Genomic DNA, 21,053 nt, shown 5'->3' with positions numbered 1-21,053 from the left:
TAAGATAAACCGCTTTATTGATATTTATGAAACCTATTTGGAAATGGATTATTGGAATTGTAGTCGTCATCATTGTGGCTATAATCGGAGTAGGGTGGTACTATAGCCGAAATTGGAAACCAATTGTCGAGACTAAACTCAAGGAAACTGTTACAAATGCCACCAATGGACTATATTCTTTAAAGTATGATGACCTGGACCTGAATGTTGCTCTAGGAAATGTAACCTTAAAGAATGCAGAGCTAATTCCTGATTCTGCCGTCTATAAGAGGATGGTGCTCTCCAAAGAAGCTCCAAATAGCCGATATCATATTAAACTATCGGCCTTGAAAGTCCGTCGCTTTAGTATTTGGGATGTAATCAAGAATCGAAAACTATATATTAAAGAAATCAATTTCGACTCCCCGGATATCCACATGATATCCGAAAGACATGCTTATAATGATACCATTCAACCTAAGCAATCCAAAACGCTATATGATAATATTAAAGATGTTTTTAGCTCCATCAATGTTAGGGATATCCACATCGATAATATAAAGTTTAAGTTTTCAAAGATCGAAGAAGGGAAATCCAGTGATATTGAACTGGATAGCATTGGGATCAAGGTGCATGATATCTTAGTCGATCAAGCTTCCATCCATGATACCACCCGTTTGTTCTATACAAAAATGGTAGAAGTAGATGTTCCAAAGTTTGAATACGAGCTATCCAATGGAATTTATAAAGCAAAATTCGACCGACTGTTAATGAATACCAGGGACCAAAATGTCTTGTTAACAAAGGTTGAATATGCGCCTAAGATGAATAAAGCAACCTATTTCAAAGCCAGAAATCAAAATATAACCATGGCTGTTATGAAATTCGATACCCTTCGCTTTGAGAAATTAGACTTTAAGGAGCTTATTGATAATCAACAGACCATTGCCCAACATGTGCAAATTAAAAACGGATCAGTTTCATTGTATAATGATAAACGATATCCTAAAAAAAGTGCGTCCAAAATAGGTAAATCTCCTCATCAACAATTGATGAAAGTCAAACAGCTAATCCGTATTGATACAGTTTATGTTGATAATATTGATGTTTTATATGGTGAGTATTCCGCAAAATTCCATAAAGAAGGGGTAATTACCTTTAATAAGGCACGCGGAACATTAACAAATGTCACCAATGACAGCACCCTCTTGGCAAAGAATAAATTCATGCGGGCAGATTTGCAGGCTAAAATCATGAATTCAGGACTATTGAAAATTCAATTTGGCTTTGATATGTTGAGTAAAGATGGATATCATACCTATAAGGGAAGTCTAGGAAGAATGCAGGCCACTTCGTTCAATAAAATCCTGACTCCTTTGTTGAATGCTGAAATATCTTCAGGTAACATCCGGAGCATCAGTTTTAATTTTCAAGCCAATGATTACAGAAACTGGGGTGATTTCAGATTTGATTATGACCATCTGAAACTGAATTTAATGAATGCCGTAGACCCAGGAATGAGCAAGACGAAAAAAGGCGTTTTATCCTTTGTGGTCAATAATATCCTGATTAACGATAGTAATCCAGATGCTAATGAGAAATATCATATAGGGAAGGTGAATTATAAAAGGGTGCCGGAGCATACTTTTTTCAAAACCATGTGGCAGAGTTTACTGGACGGTATAAAACAATGTGCTGGTATCAGTAAAGAACGTGAAGCCAAATTAATGGGAGCTGCCGAAAAAGGAAAAGAAGTGATGGAAGAAACAAAAGGAGTAATCAAGAAAACAGGTAAATTCTTCAAAGGATTATTCAAGAAAAAAGATAAAAAAGAGGAAGAAAATGAAAATTAGTTTCACGTGAAAGATTTTTAAAACTTAGGGCTTCAGTATGATATTGCTATGTTTGTAGATAGATGGATTCAGTTTATAGCTTCCTAAAATATATTTTCCGGTATAAAAAGAAAACCGTTGATCAGATTGTTTTTTATGTCAGTTTGATCAGCGCCGTTATGATGGTCGTGCATGTTGGTTATATTACTGATCCAATCATTGCTAAAACCACAGACAAAGCTGTTGTTATCTTATACTACGGTCTTTTTCTTTTTGAAATCATTCGAACCTCTTCCTCCATTTTAGTTGCCAGACGAATCAATGTCTCGCATTATACAGGAGTAATGGTCAGTGCCTATTTTTTATTGATCACTATCTCTAGAATGACTGGCGGATTCCTCTCGACATTCGCCAAGGATGAATGGCTTTATCTCGGTATTGCCATTATTTTCCTCTCCGAACTTTCTAAGAATAGTCTTTTCTTCGACAATTTTTATTTTAATCCAACCATACTATTTGTCATCAGTTTCTTGGGCTTAATTATTCTTGGAGCATTTCTACTTATGCTTCCCCGAACCACTATAGAAGCCCCCTTGAGCTTTGTGGATGCATTTTTTATGGCAACCAGTGCAGTATGTATTACCGGACTCTCAACAACGGATATTTCGACTAATTTCTCCGTATTCGGTCAATCCGTAATCATGGCACTCATCCAGGTGGGTGGATTGGGAATTATGACCTTTACAGGCTTCTTCGGATATTTCTTCTCCGGAGGTTTCTCCTTTAAGAATCAATTGATGTTCGGTGAGATATTGGGGGAAAATAAACTGAATTCCGTTATTTCAACCTTATTGACCATCATCTTTATAACACTACTTTTTGAGTTTATTGGAGCCATCTTAATTTTTAGTTCCTTGGATGCGAAACATTTCGATTCCCTCGGTGAAATGGTGTTTTTCTCCTGCTTCCATGCAATCTCAGGATTCTGTAATGCTGGATTTACAATTATTAAAGATGGTGTCATGAATGATTCCTACCGTTTTAATTATAACTTTCAGTTAGCAGTGGCCTCCATGTTTATTTTAGGGGGCTTTGGATTCGGTACTATCTTCAATTTCTACACCTGGGTTCAGGAAAAAGTAAAGTCTATCATACAGCGATTGATCCAGAAAAAAAGCTACCGCTATAAACCTCAGGTATTCTCTTTTAATTCGCGTTTTATCGTAGTCTGTAATGTGACTGTTATTCTCTTAGCTACAATCTCGTTCTTTGTTTTGGAACAAGATCATAGTTTGATGGCTGATAAATCCTCCTTTGGGAAGTGGGCCACTTCCATTTTTATGGCAAATTCCACCCGATCGGCAGGATTCAATAGTGTAGATTTAAATTTTATCAATATCCCAACATTAATCATGTTTGTGACGTTAATGTGGATAGGGGTTTCACCTGGTTCAACAGGTGGCGGAGTAAAGGTCACCACGATTGCAATCGCGTTAATGAATATTGTCGCACTAGCTAAAGGCAAGGAATCTATTGAAATCTATAAACGGAAAATCGCTTCTGAATCGGTAAACAAGGCTTTCGCCATTATCTTACTGTCAGTATTAACGATTACGCTGAGTTTTATCTTATTGAATTTCTCAGATCCGAATCAACAAATGATACCCTTATTGTTTGAATCGGTTTCTGCATATACAACTTGTGGGCTATCCATGGGAATTACATCCTCATTGACGGCAACAAGTAAAATCATTTTAATGTTTACCATGTTTGTAGGTAGGGTAGGGATGTTGACTCTCCTGGTGGCATTCATTAAAAACACAAAGAACAAAAGTTATATTTATCCAACTGAAAAAGTACTGTTTTAACATATGAAGTATATTGTATTAGGCTTAGGACATTTTGGACGGTCATTGGCGATTCACTTGACGGAGCTAGGCCATGAAGTGATTGCTGCAGACAAGAATATGAGTATTGTGGAGCAAACTAAAGATCGTATTACGCATACGGTTTGTCTTGATAGTACTGACCGAGATGCGGTAAGTTCCTTGCCACTACGAGAAAGTAACGCGGTAATTGTCGCAATTGGTGAGGAAGAAGGCGCCAGTTTAATGACAGTAGCACTGTTAAAACAGCTTAAAGTCAAAAGGATCATTGGTCGTGTTGTTTCTGAGCTTCAAAAAACGGTGCTTGAAGCCATGAATATCGATGAATATATCATGCCTGAGGAAGAAGCAGCTGAACGATTAGCCATGCGTTTGGATAATATCGATATCGTTGACTCTTTTAAAATTTCTGAGAAATACAGTATTATTGAAACGAAGGTCCCAACTAAATATATTGGGATGACCCTTAAAGAGGCTGATTTGACCAATAAATATAAAGTAATTGTATTGACCACTGTTCATGTGGAAAATCAAACCACCAGAGAAGGAACGACAAGATTAAGCAAGGAAGCATCGGGTATTGCTAAATCTGATACAGTCCTTATGGAAAATGATTTATTAGTCTTGTTTGGAGAGCTGGCAAACATTAAAGACCTGATACAAAAGGGTTAAGATGCTGGTTTTTCTTACTATATCGTGGAAAGATTAACTTCTGCAAACAATGTGTTCGGATATTAACGGCATTGCTGCTCTTAATTTTCAACTTTCTCATCCCATATAACCCAAATCTCACATCAATTCTATATTTTTGGGGCTATATCATTAATAATCCTATTCATTACTAGATGAAAACTTGGTTTAAGGAAAATCAGAATCACTTAATCATTATAGGCATCTTCTTGCTTTTAGTGGTGTTTTATTTTACGCCAGTTTGGCAAGGAAAAACTTTGTTGCAAAGCGATGTGATGCAAGCACGTGGTAGTCAAAAAGAAATTTTTGAGTACAGGGAAAAAGATGGAACTACTCCGTTATGGACCAATTCCATGTTTGGGGGTATGCCAACTTATCAAATTTGGTATGATCATGCCAGTAACATCACAACACATATTGGACCAGCTATCAGAGCCGTATTTCCTCCTCCTTCCGATGTATTATTATTATTCTTATTAGGCGGATATTTCCTGTTCTCGGTCTTACGATTACGACCTTGGGTAGCGGCAATCGGTGCTGTTGCACTCGCCTTCTCCTCCTACAATATGATATATGTCGAAGCAGGGCACATCAATAAAGCCTATGCAATCGCCTATTTCGCTCCAATTATTGGTTCTGTAATCCTCTGTTACCGCGGAAGTAAATTCTGGGGACCAAGCCTCTTGGCATTGTTCCTAGCGCTCGAACTCAGAGCTAACCACATTCAAATGACTTATTACCTGTTCATTGCCTTAATGGTTTTGGTGGGTTTTGAGTTGTATTATGCAATCCGCGATAAAAAACTGAATAAATTCCTACAAGCCACAGGGCTTCAATTAATAGGTGTTGTTATAGCAGTATTAGTCAATGCATCGGTTTTATTTCCAACCTATGAATATAGTAAGGAAACAATCCGTGGTAAAGCTAATCTTACGAAAACAGATGCTTCTGGAAAATCAAACGCTGGATTAGATAAGGAATATGCTTATGAATGGAGCCAAGGAATCGGTGAAAATATTACCTTCTTGATCCCTAATGCATATGGTGGTCGCTCTGGTGGTACAATGACCGAAAAGTCAAATTCCGTAAAAGTAATTGAGAAAATAGGAGCTTCAAAAGCTGAAGCTTTGCAATATGCTAATAGAGCTTTATCAACTTACTGGGGCGATAAGCGTTTCACTTCCGGACCTTGGTATTTTGGTGCTGGAATCATCTTTTTATTCGTCCTTGCTTTATTCGTTGTGAAGGATCGCTTAAAATGGTGGATTCTTGCAGCAACCGTACTGACTATTTTCCTTTCTTTCGGTCGTCATCTTCCTTTTATTTCTGATTTGTTCTTTGACTACTTGCCAATGTACAACAAGTTCAGAGCGGTTGAATCGATATTGGTGATTCCATCTGTATTGATTCCATTACTTGCAATAATGGGATTGAATGAAATCATAACCAGAGGAAATGAAATTAAGGATTTAGATAAAAAAGTATTGTATTCTGGGGGAGCAGTAGCCATTATTTGTTTAATGATTGCTTTAATGCCAAGTATTCTTGCATTACGCACTGCTAATCACCAAGAATTTGTTGCGGCATTGCAACAACAAGTTCAAGACCCAACTTTAGGTGCTGAATTGGCGAATGCCTTATTAAAAGACCGTGCCGATCTAGCTTCTTCTGATGCTTGGCGCTCATTCTTTATTGTCGTTTTAACAGCAGGATTTGTATGGTTCTATGTTAAGAAGAAACTTACAGTGGCTGTTCTTACTGCTGCAATTGCGGTGATCACTATTGTGGATCTATGGGCAGTTGATAAAAGATATTTAAATTCAGAGTCCTTCGTTGATAAAAGTATTTATGAAAAACCTATTCCTGAACGGGAGGTTGATCAGTTGATTCATTTGGATAAAGACTTGTCATACCGTGTATTTGACCTGACTACAAGTCCATTCAACGATGCAAGCACATCCTTTTTCCACAAAAGCATTGGTGGATATCATGCCGCAAAATTGATGCGTTTCCAAGAGTTATTGGAGAATCAATTTAATGGTGATTTTAATGAGGATGTATTGGATATGTTAAATGTTCGCTATATCATCAGCAAAGATCAAAGCAATAATTCAGATAGAATCCACCGTAGAAGCTCAGCTTTAGGAAATGCTTGGTTTGTAAACAACATTAGGTTTGTAAATAGCAACCAAGCAGAGATGGACGCCTTGAATACCTTCGATCCGAAAAAGGAAGCAATCATCAATGAAGGATTAAAAGGGCAGATAGGCAATGCAAGCATTGGTCAACCAACCAACGCAGAAATCAAATTGACTTCGTACCATCCAGATACCTTGAAATATGAATATTCAGCAGGAAACAATGTGTTCGCCGTATTCTCTGAGATTTTCTATGATAAAGGCTGGAAAGCTTATGTAGATGGCGAAGAAGTGCCGATTATCCGTACAGACTATCTATTAAGAGGACTTTCATTACCAGGCGGTAACCATAAAGTAGAATTTATTTTTGCCCCTGACTCCATGCGCATCAGTAATATCATATCCTTGGTAGCATCCATTATCCTAGTATTAGGATTAGGATTCGCCATTTGGTTATCACTAAAACATAGAAAAGAGAAAATTTAGAAATACATATTCCAATAAAAAAGGGATTCTTTTCAGAATCCCTTTTTTATTGGCTTTACATCCCGTTTAATCAATCAGTTGGCTGATTAATTCAAACGATTCATAAATAGGAAGCGGAGTCAAGAACCCCAGAGGGGTTCAATATTAGTAACAGATAGCCTAAAAAATAATGAAGGTGTCTAAAAAGGCACCTTCTTTTATTTTAATACCTTTCTTGATCTCAATTATATTTTCATAAACAATATTAAGCTGCAAGTCGATTTTCTGTACTTTTCATCACGCTGATAGCTTGATTTATCGCAAATAGGGAGTTGTTGCCACCAGGTTTACCAATTAAAGTTTTGTTTTTCCACTTTTTTGCCCATTTTCTTAGGTTATGGGCAATAGCCATCAATCCGAACTCCACAGTAACTTTCTCGAGTCCTTTCATACTAAAGCGGGTAAACTTGTTGTTGCTTTTCATCTGTCCAAATACCGCTTCGACTTCCACGGGTCTTTTGCTTCGATGGTATAGCCCTTGTGTCGATAGTAGTCTTTCTCTAGCTTTAGCCTTGAGCCAAGCAAGGCGGTGATTGACTTCAATCAGACGATTGCCCTGTGCTTTATGACACCCATCACGCATCGGACAGCCCTCACATCGCTGAGCTTGATAGCAGCTCACCTGGGCGGCATATCCGTTGGTACTGACCCTGGTTGTTTGTCCGACAAAGCTTAGTTTCTGTCCTGCCGGACACACATAAAAATCCTCCTGATCATTGTAATATAGGTTCTGTACCGAAAAAGGATCCTGCTTATGCTTTCGCTTCTGCTCCATATGGAAGTAATTGTACTTGATAAAAGCGGTTATATCCTGTCCTTCCAACAACTCATAGTTCTGCTCACTGCCATATCCGGCATCTGCGACGATTGACTCACTTTGTTTTCCGTAACGGGACTCAAAGCCTTCCAAATGTTCCGGTAGGGTTGTCGTGTCTGCGGTAGTCTGATGGATACTGTAATGGGTGATGAACTGTTCCTCGGTACTGATCTGTGTATTGTAGGCGGGTTTGAGTTGACCGTTCTTCATGTGATCCTCTTTCATGCGCATAAACACAGCATCGGTATCGGTCTTACTATAACTATTGCGATCCCCTAGTATTTTCAGCTGTTCTTCATATTTCTGCAATCGTGGCAAGTAGTCATCTTCGAGTTTCTTAAGCTGCTTATCGGTAGACTTATTGGCCACTTTGAGCTTTGCATTGATCGCTTTGATCTTTTCCTTCAGCTGCGTGCTGTCGATAGCCTTGCTAACTTCTTGATTGCCTAATGTAGATTGGTCTTGGGTAATCTGCGCATCAATATCGGCAAGAACCGAAGCGATGTTCGCTTCTAACTTTACCTTGTTTTTCTCAACCGATTTCTTCCATACAAACGTATAACGACCAGCTGCAGATTCGATCTTGGTACCATCAACATACTGAACTTTCAGGCTGACGTACTCCATTTCATGTAACATCCGGACGATACTTGCAAACAACTCCTGTATTTGCCCCTTAAGACGCTTCCCCCTGAAATAGTTGATCGTACGATAATCAGGGGTACTGTTGCCAGAAAGCCACATGAAATAGATGTTCTCTTGTAAGGCGCGTTCAATCTTTCGGCAAGAATAGATATTGCTTAAATAGGCGTAGAACAACACTTTGATGAGCATCCGGGGATGGAAACTAGTAGTGCCTCCCCCTTTATAAAGTCGGATAATATGATCCAGATCCAACTGATCAACAACCTGATTCACCAACCGAACAGGATGGTTCAATGGAATACGATCAAAAATATTTTCAGGAAATAGACTCGGACTATTGGATGGAAGAGCTTTGAATTGTATGTTTGCCATATTGTTTTTTGGGTGCACCTTAAGATACTAAATCTTAAGGACAAAAAACAGAAAACCCCGCCATTTTTTAATGACGGGGTTATTTTTTTTTAGAGACCTTATTAGACAGCCTCTATCTCATTGGTAATATCTACTACTAACATTAAACTCCTCTGGAGTTTTCCCTTTCACCCGCCAATTCCTAATATAAAAAAACAATTAAAATCAAAAACCATGAATGCTTTTCCACCTCCACTTTCTAAAACAGCTTCAACTGCGGTTCGCTAACCCTAAATGTCTTTCTATGATGTGGCGTTAATCCCAACTTCAACACTGCTTCCCGGTGTCTTATGGTAGGATAACCTTTGTTCTTCAACCAATCATATTCCGGAAAATCAACCGCAATATTGTCCATATATTCATCCCTATAGGTTTTTGCTAGGATAGAGGCTGCAGCAATGGATAGGTATTTCCCATCACCCTTTACAATACAGGCGTGTGGAACACTGCCATATGGGATAAATTTATTGCCATCAATAATTAGATATTCAGGTTTTACCCCCAGAATATCCAAAGCCTTATGCATCGCTAAATAGGACGCCTTATGAATATTTATTTTATCAATTTCCTCCGCAGACACGCTGGCAACAGCGTACGCTAATGCCTCCTTCTCAATAATAGGACGCAGTTCCATCCTTTTTTTTTCCGACAATTTCTTGGAATCGTTCAATACCGGATTCGAATATCCCGCCGGAAAAATCACCGCCGCCGCAAATACCGGACCCGCCAAACACCCACGCCCCGCCTCATCACAACCCGCCTCTAAATATTCCTCCTGAAATGTAGATAGTAAAGTAGAAATCATCCCTAAAGATAGTATTTAGTAATTAGATTGATCGAACTTCCAAAAATAACCCCGCTCCAATTTAAATTATCCTCATAAAAGATCAACTTGAAAGGCAAGTCTTACTACTAAATACTTAATACTTACTACTATAAAAATCTGTAACATCTCCGTGATTAATTTCCTTTTACACTAATTTACACTTCTTGTGTTTTTCTTTGTGAGGTATTCGGGAATATAATTTTTTTTCTTATACTGCTGATAGAAAGAAGAATACTTAAAAAGTATGAAAAGGAATATCATTATTGCCATTTTAATCTTTGCTAGTTCAAATTTGTTGGCGCAGAAGAAAAAAGATCGATACGCGATTTTACCCAGTTTAGAGGTTGCAGTGGATGGGGATATTAAGGAATGGGGAAATCAGTTATCTATAATAGGTCAAGATTCCAGCTGGAGTTTCGCTGTTACAAACGACGCTAACTATTTGTATACAGCAGTTCAAATTAAGGACCTTGCATTACAGCAGGAAGCAACCCGAAATGGTATCATCGTGAATATCAACCCTGAAGGTAAAAAGAAAGATGGTGCATTATTAATCTTTCCTATTCCGGACAGTGAGTCTATCAGGGCTATGCGTAACGATGAAAACCTCCCGAATATGAATGTTCGCGAAGAGTTTATCAAGCGAAGCAGGGGTTATGGGGTGAAGGGGTTTGCAAGAATTGTAGATGGAAGGCTGTCATTTGAAAATACTTATGGCGTGCATGCAGTAGCAAAACTGATGGATAATGATGTTTTGGTCTATGAATCAAAAATTCCGATTCAGGCAATTGGTATCAAGGATTTGAAAAATCCAATCGCCATTCAAATCATGATTAACAACAGATTTTCCATATTACAAAAAACAATTAAAAGCAGACCGGACCCTCGAGGATCAATGTATGGGCAATATACCCCTACAGTAAAAAGTCCTTATAAATTCAAGCTCGATGCTTGGATTTTGGGGACTCTGAACTAGAATTAGTTTAATTGATATATGGATAAATTATTGAAAGCCTTGACTTGCTTTTGCTTCTTGGCTATGGGAATTACTGCTTACGGTCAATCGGGCCGTGAAGTTTCTGGAATGCTGAGGGATACTGAATCCCGACCGATATCTGGTGCTTCTGTACGTTTAATTACAGATACTGATACCGTCGCAACCAGTTCCAGCAATGCTGGTTTCTACACTTTTACCAACGTTAAAGCCACAAAATTTAAAATCAGAGTCAGTAGCCTTGGCTTCTCACCTTACGAAAAGGAATTCGATTTCCCTCAAGGGCAAAAGGAATTACAAATCCCTAGTTTTGAGTTAGATGTTAATGAAAATCAAATTGAAGAAGTTGTAATTGAAGGTGTACCAACTGTACAAGTGAAAAGTGATACTGTCGAATACAGCACCAGGGACCTGAAACTTAGAGAAGGTTCAGTGGCTGAAGATGCCTTGAAGAAATTGCAAGGGGTGGAAGTGGATAAAGATGGAAATGTCACTGCCCAAGGGGAAAGCGTTACTAAAGTGAGAATCAATGGTAAGGACTTCTTTGGGGGGGATGTGAAAACGGCAACCCAAAACTTGCCGGCAAATATTATTGAGAAAATCCAAGTTGTAGATGATTACGGTGATATGGCCAATATTACCGGAAATAAATCAGGTAACTCTGAAAAGATCATCAACATTCAAATTGACCCGAAATACAATAAGGGTTTTATGACCACCCTGCGTGCTGGATATGGTACAGAAGATCGGTATCAAGCAACCGGTATGTGGATGGGGATGACGGATAAAACTCAAGTCTCCGTTCTTGGTAACCTAAACAACGTGAATGCAAACCTGTTTGACTTCCGTACTATCGGTGGTGGAGCTAGAATGCGTCAAGGTGGCGGTGGAAGACCTGGTGGTGGCGGCGGAATGTTCGGCGGTGCTTCAGGAATTACTGATGTCGGTTCAATTGGGGTCAATATCCGTCATGATTTTTCTGATAAACTGAAAGTCTATGGTAGTTACTCCTTCGGTAGAGACGACAATACTACCTTGACCAACAGCTTAACCACCAACTTTATGGAAGGTGGAAATCTAGAACAAAGTTCTGACTCTACTTCCAATAATATTGTTTCCAGCCATCGTTTGGAAGCAAATTTAGAATGGAATATTTCAGACAATGATTATATCAAGCTAACCCCACAATTCGGATTCACAGGCAATAAAGCGAAATCGAACTCCGAAGGAAATTGGTTTGACTTTAGTGATGCTACGGAAACCTTTGATACCCGTGTGGAAAACAGTGTTTCTGATGTTCCAAGATTTGGTATTAGTGGACTTTATAATAGAAAATTGAGTGATAAAGGAAGAAACTTGTTCATGAATTTCAACTATGATAATGCTGCCACAACAGAAGATTATCAAGGAGTACTGGATCGTTTGGTGACAGATCCAAATAATTCCAATTCTTCGATGGCTGAGATCTATGAGCAGACCATTCGTGAGGTCAATAATAAAAGTTGGAATGCTGGGGGAAGTCTTTCCTATTTGGAGCCCGTTTCTGAGCATGGAAAAATTGAGATCTCTTATGATTTCAATAAAAACAACTATGTCAACAAACAATATCAAGATGCCTTTGATGAGGATGGTGCTGCCCTACCTAATCTTGATAATCGTATCCTTAATTATCATTATGATCAGGATTATTCCTTTACGACTCATCGTATCGGAGCAAACTATGCCTTCGAAAATGATAAAGTGAAATATTCCATCGGTGCAGCAGTTCAACCATCTCAATTAAAAGGGGATGTATCCAGTGATAATAACAGTGCGGTCATTGATCGTTCTAACTTAAATTGGATGCCAATCGCTCGCTTTGAATATAAGTTCTCCAGACAGAAGAATTTGAGCTTGAATTATTCAGGTTCCTCAACTGAACCTAGTATCAATCAGGTGCTGCCTTATGCCGTAGGTAATACTTCTACAAACCTCGTATTTGGTAACCCTGATTTGAATCCTGAATTCAGACATCGCATGATGATGAGGTTCCGTGCTGGCGATTTTCAAAAAGGAAATACTTTCTTTGCCATGTTGAACGGTAATGTAACAACTGATAAAATCGTGTCTTTTGTAAAACGCGAGAATGTTCAAGGTGCAGGTATGGTTTCTGAAACAAGGTATTTGAACGAATCAGATCCAGTTTATAATCTAAGTTCATTCTATCACTATGGTAAGTCTCTGAAACAAAAGACCTACAACCTGATGTTAATGGGTGGTGTCAGCTACAACAAGAATATTTCTTACACGGCAAGAGAGCTGAGTGCAGTTGAAGGAATTCAGAATATTTCCAATAACTGGGTATTCATGCAAGGTTTAATGTTCAGATACAATCCATCTGAAAACTTTGAATTGAATCCTGGAGTAAGGTATTCTTATAATTATACCAGAAACTCATTGGGAGACTTTAATAACAATGTGTCTTCATGGACTCCAACCTTGATTGGTTCCGTAAATATTACTCCAACGACTATTTTTGGAGCAGATTTATCAAAATCCTTTAATTCGGGTTACGGACCTTTGACAAGTGCAAATCCTTTTATTATCAATACATATATTGAGCAAAAATTGTTAAAGGATCAACGTGGTACACTTCGTTTTCAAGCATTCGATTTGTTGAACGAACAAACCAACCTTTCTAGAACGGTACAAGAAAACATGACCATCGATAGGCAAACCAATCGTCTAGGTCGTTATTTTATGCTAACCTTTACATTTAAACTTCAGAAATTCTCTGGAATCGCACCGACCGAAGATACCGGTATGCCTCCGGGAATGAGAAGACCGAGAATGTAAGTGTAGTATTTAGTATAGAGTATTTAGATTTTGATTGGTAAAAAAAGATTTGAGTATTTAAATAGATAATAATGAATGGCCTAAATTTTAGGCCATTTTTTTTTGATAGAATGTGGTCTAATTACTAAATACTTAATAATAAATACTATTCCTTACCTTTGTCATTCAATTTTTCAATATGGATCATAAGATATTCCAACTTGATAACGGGTTGCGAGTTTTGTTTCAGCCACATTCTTCTTCTATTACGCATATATGCCTTATTGTTGATGCCGGGTCTAGGCATGAGGAATCAGGCAAATTTGGGACGGCACATTTTATTGAACATCTATTGTTCAAAAGAACGGAACGTCGTAGCACTAACCAGATTCTGAATAGATTGGAAGCCGTTGGCGGCGATTTGAATGCTTACACCACAAAGGAATATACCTGTATACATGCCTCTTTCTTGAATCCTTATCTGGAGCGTGCATTGGACTTGTTCGAAGATATTCTGTTGCACTCGACCTTTCCGGAAGATGAAATGGACAAGGAAAAGGAAGTAATCCTTGATGAAATGGCCTCCTATCTCGATAGCCCTGAGGAATCGATTATGGATGAGTTTGAAGACCAGATTTTTAAAGGTTCAGGCTTAGGACATAATATTCTAGGATTAGAGGAGGATTTAAAAGCTCTCCAGCAATCTGATATCAAAAGATTCATAGACCAACATTACGATGCCTCCAAGATCGTGATTGCTATTTCAGGGAATTATACGGACAAAAAAGTCTTAAAGATTGCTGAAAAGGTTTTTGGCAAGCCTAATAACCATCAATGGTCACATGCAGCGGAAGATATTATGCTTCAGCCCGTGGAATTTGTGGAACGTGCCAGACCAATCAATCAGGCCCACGTAGTTCTGGGTGGACCTGCCTATGGAATTCATGATTCTCGTAAAACCGGACTGTTATTATTGAATAATCTATTAGGTGGCTACGGCATGTCTAATATCTTGAATTTGAATATTAGAGAGAAATATGGAATTGCTTATACCATTGAATCTAATTATAGTCTTTATTCGGATACTGGCTTATTTAGTATTTACTTCGGGACGGATGATGAAAAGGTTGATAAAACCATCAAATTGATCCATAAGGAATTGAATAAGCTAAAAGAGCAGGCATTAAGCCCGCAGGCATTAGAAAAAGCTAAGAATAAGTTCAAGGGTCAAATTGCTTTGGCTGAGGAGAATAGAATGAGTTTGATCATAGCGGAGGCGAAGAATATTTTAGATTACGATCGGGTTGTAGGTCTGCAAGAGGTTTTTGAGAAAATAGATTTAGTAAGTTCAAAAGAACTGTTAGAGATATCAAATGATATTTTTAGTGAAGAAAATCTTTCCTCACTTTCTTTTCTACCCGAAGATTAAGTATATTTTTGTTTAATTAAACTATTGGATATGAAAACAGCATATATTTTTCCTGGTCAGGGTGCTCAATTTGTGGGCATGGGCAAGGACTTATACGACTCAAATGAAGAGTGCAAAGCCTTATTTGAAAAAGCCAATGAGATCTTAGGTTTCCGTATTACGGATATTATGTTCAATGGAACAGAAGAAGACCTAAAACAAACCAAGGTAACTCAACCGGCGATATTTTTACATTCCGTTATTCTTGCAAAGGCCTTGGGTGATACATTTCAACCAGCAATGGTTGCAGGTCATTCCCTAGGTGAATTCTCAGCTTTGGTTGCTGCAGGTGCTTTATCTTTTGAGGATGGATTAAAGTTGGTTGCCAAGCGTGCAAATGCGATGCAAAAAGCTACAGAGCTGGAACCAGGTACCATGGCTGCAATCTTAGGATTGGATGATGTCGTTGTTGAGGAAGTATGTGAGCAGGTTGATGATATTGTTGTTGCTGCGAACTATAACTGTCCGGGACAATTGGTAATCTCAGGTTCAGTATCTGGTGTAGACAAAGCTTTTCAGAAATTATTGGAAGCAGGCGCAAAGCGTGCCTTGAAATTAAATGTTGGTGGAGCCTTCCACTCTCCATTAATGGAAGCTGCCAAGCAAGAACTGCAAGCCGCAATTTTGGATGTTGAAATCCAGATTCCTGTATGTCCGATTTATCAAAACTATGATGCATTGCCTTATCAGGATCCTACAGCGATTAAAGATAATTTGATTGCTCAACTTACAGGTGCTGTTCGATGGACGCAATCTGTGGAAACCATGTTGGCAGATGGGGCTGAAAGTTTTGTTGAAGTAGGTCCAGGAACTGTTTTACAGGGTTTGGTTAAGAAAGTCAATCGTCAAATTCCTACTTCTTCAGCCTCTATCGCTGAGTAGTAGAAACAATGATTACAAATATTCTGAGGAGCAATGATCATTGCTCCTTTTTTATTGAATCAATATCTCCTTTTTATATTCTAAGTGGGGATTACCCTGAATTCGACTCTATATCAATAGCAATTCAAGAATTATTATAGTTTTCGCCTGATTTTCTTCGGAATTGGGCCGGACCTTGTTCGAAAAAATTCGAACGAAATCCGACGAATGTCCGAAGAAGGTCCGGAAGAGGTCCGGTAAAACAGTTAATTTGGACATAGAAAATCCTGAATAAAGATAGGATTCAGTGGCTACAAGAATTCTTTGGAAAATAGCTGTTGAAAATAAAAAAAGAAACGCGCTTGAAAGCTATTTCAAGCGCGTTTCTAAATATTTAAGAAGTCCCTTAGCGGTTTAAAAGCTAAAAGAACTTATTACATCTTTGAAGATTAAATTCCGAATGCTTTTTTTACCTCATCAACGAAGTCTAATTTTTCCCAAGTGAATAAATCTACATCAAGGGTCTTAGTTTCGCCATTGGAGTTTTCAAAAGTTTTGGTAACCGTTTTTGGGGTTCTACCCATGTGTCCATAAGCCGCGGTTTCAGCGTAGATTGGGTTGCGAAGGCCTAAGCGTGTTTCGATACCGTAAGGAGTCATGTCGAAAAGCTGACCTATAATAGTAGCGATTTCACCATCATTTTTGTTAACCTTGCTGGTACCATAAGTGTTTACATAGATTCCCATAGGATCTTTCACACCGATAGCATATGAAATCTGAACTAAGATTTCATCAGCAACACCTGCTGCTACTAGGTTTTTCGCGATATGACGGGTTGCATAGGCTGCAGAACGGTCAACCTTTGAAGGGTCTTTTCCTGAAAAAGCACCACCACCATGAGCACCCTTACCACCATAAGTATCCACGATGATTTTTCTACCTGTCAATCCTGTATCTCCATGAGGACCTCCGATTACGAATTTTCCTGTTGGGTTGATATGGTACTTGATTTCATCCGTAAATAAAGCCTGTAACTCAGGTTTCAATTGGGCTTTAACCCGAGGGATTAAAATATTGATGATATCGGCTTGGATTTTCTCCTGCATTTCCTTTTCAGAAGCAAAATCATCATGCTGGGTAGAAATTACGATTGTATCGATACGAACGGGTTTATGGTTGTCGTCGTATTCCAAAGTCACCTGCGACTTAGCGTCTGGGCGAAGGTATTTAATTTCGTTATTTTCGCGTCTTAAGTCCGCAAGTTCATACAATAAACGATGTGAAATATCCAATGCCAAAGGCATATAGTTTTCCGTTTCGTTATTTGCATAGCCGAACATAATTCCTTGGTCACCAGCGCCTTGTTCTTGTTTAGTGACGCGGTCAACACCTTGATTGATATCAGCAGATTGTTCGTGGATAGCAGATAATACTCCACAGGAGTTCGCTTCGAACATATACTCGGATTTGGTGTATCCGATTTTCTCAATAACCTGGCGAGTGATTTTTTGCACGTCCAAATAGATTTTGGACTTCACTTCACCTGCTAAAACCACCTGTCCAGTAGTAACTAAGGTTTCAATAGCTACGCGGGCATCTTCATCCCATGCGAGGAAGTTGTCGATTAAAGCGTCCGAAATCTGGTCTGCGACTTTGTCAGGATGTCCTTCAGATACCGATTCGGAGGTAAATAAATATGCCATAAAAATAATAAACGTTTGAAGGGAATAGCAGGCAGTATGTGAAAAATCATTTGTCCCGAATGGTTTTAGCACTTTTTTACTGTGGTTGCAATCTCCCATTTACATTATGATAATGCTAAATGCAAATCAGTCCACATTTTGTGTGGCACAAAGCTACGATACTTTGCAATATTTAAAAAGTATTTCATTCAAATTATTATCTTTAGCGGAATTAAATGACGTAAATGAGAAAGAAGCGCATACTGTTTGTAATCAATCCAGTATCTGGCGGGAAGAAGAAGACAACGTTTAATAAACAGGTACTCGAAGTACTGGATTTAAACAGGTTTGAACCGACCTTTAAGGTCACTAATCACGCTAACCATGCCTTTGAACTTGCTCAATCTGCGATTGAGGAGCAATACGATGCTGTAATTGCGGTAGGGGGAGATGGTACTATCAATGAAATTGGAACCGCGTTAGTCGGGTCGGGTATTCCCTTGGGGATTGTGCCGGAAGGCTCAGGAAATGGATTGGCTTATTATTTAGGGATCCCGATGAATGAATCTGCAGCCTTGCGTAGGATCAATCGATTTGAATCTGTCGAAATCGACTGCGGTAAAATCGCTGATCGCTGTTTTTTCAATATTGCCGGTATTGGTTTTGATGCCTCAGTGAGTGATCGCTTTGCCACTGAAACCATCCGAGGTCCGGTGGGATATTTAAGGACAGTCATCAATGTGATCAGTAATTATAAGCCGAAGAAGTATACCTTAAAGATTGATGGGAAGACTTACGAAAGGGAAGCTTTCATGATTTCCGTAGCGAATTCACCACAATATGGCAATAATGCCTATATCGCACCCAATGCTTCGATAAATGATGGGCTATTGGATGTATGTGTTGTGCATAAATTTCCGTTATATACTTTACCGATGATGATTTTTCATCTATTTAATAAGACTGCGGACCAATCTGAATACGTTGAGATTATTCCTGGTAAAGAAATTTGCATTGAGCAGGAGGGTAAAGCTCCGGTTCATTTAGATGGTGAACCGATGGATTTAGGGAATAAAATTGATATTAAGGTACAAGGGAACGCATTAAAAATAATTTGTTAGAAATGGCTAAGCAGAAGAAACAAAGGTTTGAGGGGATCGTTTATTCCACTTCCGATGATTTTGAATATAATGATACTGATGCTCAGGAGGAGGTAGAAACGCTTCCGAATGAAAAGCAGAAATTACGCGTAGGGATTGACAAGAAACAGCGTAAGGGGAAGGTTGTGACGTTTGTGTCGGGTTTTGTGGGTTCGGACTCTGATTTAGAGGATTTAGGTCGGGTTTTGAAGCAGCGTTGTGGTGTTGGAGGGAGTGTAAAGGATGGAGAAATCTTGATACAAGGTGATTTCAAGGAAAAAATTATCCAATATTTAAGTTTGGAAAAGTACGGGGTAAAATCTGTGACGGGCTAAGCTTCGGATTGCTATGTAAACGTTTATAAAACAAAGAAATAATGGGTATTTATTTGGATTTGGGTTTTGGAAAGGCGGGCGAGATTGTAAGTAAATGCTCACTTATTTTTAACATTTAACGATTTGATAATTTGCAATTCAAAAAAAAAATGGTTTTCATTGTAAAAAATATGGAATATTCAACCGTTATGTGATACGACAAATGAAGCATTGATTTGAGAGCTGCTGAAGAACGTCAATGAGTAGGTAACACGACCTAAAAATTAAATAATCAGATATCTTCAAATTAATTTTGTTTTTAACAGAAAATGCTATATTTGTTTTGAATTAATGTAAAATAACGGCAATTAGCTTGCATTAAATTGAATTTAACTTAATAATTAAACAACAGTAAAAAATCTAAAAATTAGTAAAAAATGGCAAACGCACCAAAAACTACAACAGCCCCAGCTAAACAAGAGAGTGGCAATGCGGGTAATCTATTTGCAAGTTTAGCAATTATCATTTGTCTAGTAATTGGTTTCTTGGTTTACAAATATGTAATGGGTGATCCTAGTAACTTCGTTGACGGAAATGTTGAGAACAGACCTTTACCTGGAAACTATTTAGGAATGGTATACCATGCAGGATATGTGGTACCAGTATTACTTGGTTTATTCTTAATGGTATGGGTTTTTTCAATCGAGCGTCTTATTGTTATCAGTAAAGCGTCTGGAACTGGAAACGTAGGTAACTTTGTAAGAAAAGTACAAGGTTTATTAAGATCAGGTAATATTGACAATGCTATCCAAGAGTGTGACAAACAAAAAGGTTCTGTAGCGAACGTAATCAAAGCTGGTCTTTTAAAATATAAAGATGTTGAAGCTCATCCAGGATTAGATACAGAAAAATCAGTATTAGCAATCCAAAAAGAAATTGAAGAGGCTACTACTTTAGAGATGCCAATGTTAGAGAAAAACTTAACAGTTATCGCTACATTAGTATCAATTGGTACATTAACAGGTCTATTAGGTACAGTAACAGGTATGATTAAAGCGTTCTCGGCTTTAGCAACAGGTGGTACTCCAGATTCAGCACAATTAGCAAACGGTATTTCTGAGGCCTTGATTAACACGGCTACAGGTATCGGTACATCTACTATCGCGATTATTTTCTACAACATCTTAACTTCTAAGATCGATACATTAACATATTCTATTGACGAAGCTGGTTTCTCAATCGTTCAAACGTACGCAGCAAACCACAAATAAGAAGATTCGAAAAAAAGTTGAATTTATTTTATGCAATGTTCAACGGTTTCGCATCATTATTAAAACGAAATAGAGTGTTTACATTAAAGAAGTAAAGAAATGGGAAAAGCAAAAGTAAAAAGAGCCAGCACAGCGATCGACATGACCGCAATGTGTGATGTGTCTTTCTTGCTTCTTACCTTCTTCGTATTGACGGCGACAGCACGTCAGCCTGAGACACTTATGGTAGATACCCCAGCGTCTACTACTTTAGATAAATTGCCGGATGATAACTTGGCGATTATTACAGTAGGAGAACAGGGTAAGGTTTTCTTCACGATCAAAAACCCGAATGTAAGGGAAAGAACGTTGAAAAACATGTCTGCTAAATATAGTGTTCCATTTTCGGATGAAGATTATAAGAAGTTTAAAGGACTAGAGGACTTTGGTGTGCCTTTCAAACAGTTGAGACCTTTGCTAGCACAAGAGCCAGCGAAGCGTACGGTAGAGATCCAATCAGGTATCCCAGTGGATAGTACTGAGGCTTTATCGAACGAATTGTATCACTGGGTTCAGCAAGCACGTTTAGCAACGGTTGAATTTAACCGTGACCGAGAAGCAGAGGAGAAGAATTTCACGAATCCAGGGCCATTGGTTGTAGCGATCAAAGCAGATGCTGAAGAAAAGTACGCAGTAATGAATTTGATTATCGAAACCCTGAGAAACCAAAAACAAAACAAATTTAGTTTTGTGACTGGATTACGTCAGGAAAAATAAGAAGA

The 21,053-nt window shown here is 38.4% G+C and carries 15 protein-coding genes; 12 read left to right on the top strand and 3 right to left on the bottom strand.

What is annotated here, in order from left to right:
• Positions 1–26 precede the first annotated feature (26 nt).
• From ACF3OC_RS18600 to ACF3OC_RS18585, 4 genes are all read left to right on the top strand, one after another.
• Entirely contained in the window at positions 27–1,832 is a 1,806-nt protein-coding gene (locus ACF3OC_RS18600) for a hypothetical protein (RefSeq protein WP_392470415.1), read from the top strand.
• Positions 1,833–1,894: 62 nt separating this feature from the next.
• On the top strand, positions 1,895–3,679 hold the full coding sequence (locus ACF3OC_RS18595) for a TrkH family potassium uptake protein (protein ID WP_182499706.1): 1,785 nt from the start codon (positions 1,895–1,897) through the stop codon (positions 3,677–3,679).
• A gap of 3 nt (positions 3,680–3,682) precedes the next feature.
• Positions 3,683–4,369 carry a TrkA family potassium uptake protein gene (locus ACF3OC_RS18590; protein ID WP_094257450.1) on the top strand — a complete coding sequence of 229 codons (687 nt, stop codon included), beginning with the start codon at positions 3,683–3,685 and terminating at the stop codon, positions 4,367–4,369.
• A 173-nt stretch (positions 4,370–4,542) separates the two neighbouring features.
• The gene (locus ACF3OC_RS18585) at positions 4,543–7,011 is read left to right on the top strand and encodes a YfhO family protein (protein WP_182499707.1); all 2,469 of its coding nucleotides are present in this window, start codon (positions 4,543–4,545) and stop codon (positions 7,009–7,011) included.
• A gap of 244 nt (positions 7,012–7,255) precedes the next feature.
• Here the strand turns inward: ACF3OC_RS18585 and ACF3OC_RS18580 are convergent, their stop codons facing one another.
• Together ACF3OC_RS18580 and ACF3OC_RS18575 are read right to left on the bottom strand one after the other, a co-directional pair.
• Positions 7,256–8,884 (bottom strand): IS1182 family transposase, encoded by a 1,629-nt coding sequence (locus tag ACF3OC_RS18580; protein ID WP_392470412.1) that lies wholly within the window; start codon positions 8,882–8,884, stop codon positions 7,256–7,258.
• A gap of 238 nt (positions 8,885–9,122) precedes the next feature.
• Positions 9,123–9,728: a ribonuclease HII gene (locus ACF3OC_RS18575; protein WP_094257448.1), complete on the bottom strand. Its 606-nt coding sequence runs from the start codon at positions 9,726–9,728 to the stop codon at positions 9,123–9,125.
• 265 nt (positions 9,729–9,993) lie between these two features.
• Between ACF3OC_RS18575 and ACF3OC_RS18570 the strand changes: the two genes are divergently transcribed.
• From ACF3OC_RS18570 to fabD, 4 genes are all read left to right on the top strand, one after another.
• Positions 9,994–10,725: a hypothetical protein gene (locus ACF3OC_RS18570; protein WP_392470409.1), complete on the top strand. Its 732-nt coding sequence runs from the start codon at positions 9,994–9,996 to the stop codon at positions 10,723–10,725.
• Positions 10,726–10,743: 18 nt separating this feature from the next.
• The gene (locus ACF3OC_RS18565) at positions 10,744–13,578 is read left to right on the top strand and encodes an outer membrane beta-barrel protein (RefSeq protein ID WP_392470407.1); all 2,835 of its coding nucleotides are present in this window, start codon (positions 10,744–10,746) and stop codon (positions 13,576–13,578) included.
• Positions 13,579–13,756: 178 nt separating this feature from the next.
• Positions 13,757–14,986: a M16 family metallopeptidase gene (locus tag ACF3OC_RS18560; RefSeq protein WP_392470405.1), complete on the top strand. Its 1,230-nt coding sequence runs from the start codon at positions 13,757–13,759 to the stop codon at positions 14,984–14,986.
• A 30-nt stretch (positions 14,987–15,016) separates the two neighbouring features.
• The gene (gene fabD, locus ACF3OC_RS18555) at positions 15,017–15,907 is read left to right on the top strand and encodes an ACP S-malonyltransferase (protein ID WP_392470403.1); all 891 of its coding nucleotides are present in this window, start codon (positions 15,017–15,019) and stop codon (positions 15,905–15,907) included.
• 428 nt (positions 15,908–16,335) lie between these two features.
• Here fabD and metK read toward each other — a convergent pair whose 3' ends face one another.
• On the bottom strand, positions 16,336–17,589 hold the full coding sequence (metK, locus tag ACF3OC_RS18550; RefSeq protein WP_392470402.1) for a methionine adenosyltransferase: 1,254 nt from the start codon (positions 17,587–17,589) through the stop codon (positions 16,336–16,338).
• A gap of 224 nt (positions 17,590–17,813) precedes the next feature.
• Between metK and ACF3OC_RS18545 the strand changes: the two genes are divergently transcribed.
• The 4 genes from ACF3OC_RS18545 to ACF3OC_RS18530 all read left to right on the top strand — a co-directional run bounded on the left by ACF3OC_RS18545 (position 17,814) and on the right by ACF3OC_RS18530 (position 21,048).
• Complete coding sequence (locus ACF3OC_RS18545; protein WP_392470400.1) at positions 17,814–18,689, top strand: diacylglycerol/lipid kinase family protein; 876 nt, start codon at positions 17,814–17,816, stop codon at positions 18,687–18,689.
• A gap of 2 nt (positions 18,690–18,691) precedes the next feature.
• Positions 18,692–19,042, top strand: a complete 351-nt coding sequence (locus ACF3OC_RS18540; protein ID WP_094257442.1) for a translation initiation factor — start codon at positions 18,692–18,694, stop codon at positions 19,040–19,042.
• A 416-nt stretch (positions 19,043–19,458) separates the two neighbouring features.
• Entirely contained in the window at positions 19,459–20,292 is an 834-nt protein-coding gene (locus ACF3OC_RS18535) for a MotA/TolQ/ExbB proton channel family protein (protein ID WP_094257441.1), read from the top strand.
• A gap of 99 nt (positions 20,293–20,391) precedes the next feature.
• The gene (locus tag ACF3OC_RS18530) at positions 20,392–21,048 is read left to right on the top strand and encodes a biopolymer transporter ExbD (RefSeq protein ID WP_094257440.1); all 657 of its coding nucleotides are present in this window, start codon (positions 20,392–20,394) and stop codon (positions 21,046–21,048) included.
• Positions 21,049–21,053: the final 5 nt, after the last annotated feature.

Source organism: Sphingobacterium cellulitidis (assembly GCF_043187465.1).
Taxonomy (GTDB): Bacteria; Bacteroidota; Bacteroidia; order Sphingobacteriales; family Sphingobacteriaceae; genus Sphingobacterium; species Sphingobacterium cellulitidis.
Note: the sequence above shows the minus strand (reverse complement) of the source record. Positions and strands in the feature narration are given on the sequence as shown.

What these genes read in the sequence shown, in the direction of transcription:
- ACF3OC_RS18565 (WP_392470407.1), top strand. Translation starts at nt 10,744, where the DNA reads ATGGATAAATTATTGAAAGCCTTGACTTGCTTTTGCTTCTTGGCTATG.
- fabD (WP_392470403.1), top strand. Translation starts at nt 15,017, where the DNA reads ATGAAAACAGCATATATTTTTCCTGGTCAGGGTGCTCAATTTGTGGGC.
- ACF3OC_RS18580 (WP_392470412.1), bottom strand. Translation starts at nt 8,884, where the DNA reads ATGGCAAACATACAATTCAAAGCTCTTCCATCCAATAGTCCGAGTCTA.
- ACF3OC_RS18545 (WP_392470400.1), top strand. Translation starts at nt 17,814, where the DNA reads ATGAGAAAGAAGCGCATACTGTTTGTAATCAATCCAGTATCTGGCGGG.
- ACF3OC_RS18535 (WP_094257441.1), top strand. Translation starts at nt 19,459, where the DNA reads ATGGCAAACGCACCAAAAACTACAACAGCCCCAGCTAAACAAGAGAGT.
- ACF3OC_RS18570 (WP_392470409.1), top strand. Translation starts at nt 9,994, where the DNA reads ATGAAAAGGAATATCATTATTGCCATTTTAATCTTTGCTAGTTCAAAT.
- ACF3OC_RS18595 (WP_182499706.1), top strand. Translation starts at nt 1,895, where the DNA reads ATGGATTCAGTTTATAGCTTCCTAAAATATATTTTCCGGTATAAAAAG.
- ACF3OC_RS18560 (WP_392470405.1), top strand. Translation starts at nt 13,757, where the DNA reads ATGGATCATAAGATATTCCAACTTGATAACGGGTTGCGAGTTTTGTTT.
- ACF3OC_RS18540 (WP_094257442.1), top strand. Translation starts at nt 18,692, where the DNA reads ATGGCTAAGCAGAAGAAACAAAGGTTTGAGGGGATCGTTTATTCCACT.
- ACF3OC_RS18600 (WP_392470415.1), top strand. Translation starts at nt 27, where the DNA reads ATGAAACCTATTTGGAAATGGATTATTGGAATTGTAGTCGTCATCATT.
- ACF3OC_RS18575 (WP_094257448.1), bottom strand. Translation starts at nt 9,728, where the DNA reads ATGATTTCTACTTTACTATCTACATTTCAGGAGGAATATTTAGAGGCG.
- ACF3OC_RS18530 (WP_094257440.1), top strand. Translation starts at nt 20,392, where the DNA reads ATGGGAAAAGCAAAAGTAAAAAGAGCCAGCACAGCGATCGACATGACC.
- metK (WP_392470402.1), bottom strand. Translation starts at nt 17,589, where the DNA reads ATGGCATATTTATTTACCTCCGAATCGGTATCTGAAGGACATCCTGAC.
- ACF3OC_RS18585 (WP_182499707.1), top strand. Translation starts at nt 4,543, where the DNA reads ATGAAAACTTGGTTTAAGGAAAATCAGAATCACTTAATCATTATAGGC.
- ACF3OC_RS18590 (WP_094257450.1), top strand. Translation starts at nt 3,683, where the DNA reads ATGAAGTATATTGTATTAGGCTTAGGACATTTTGGACGGTCATTGGCG.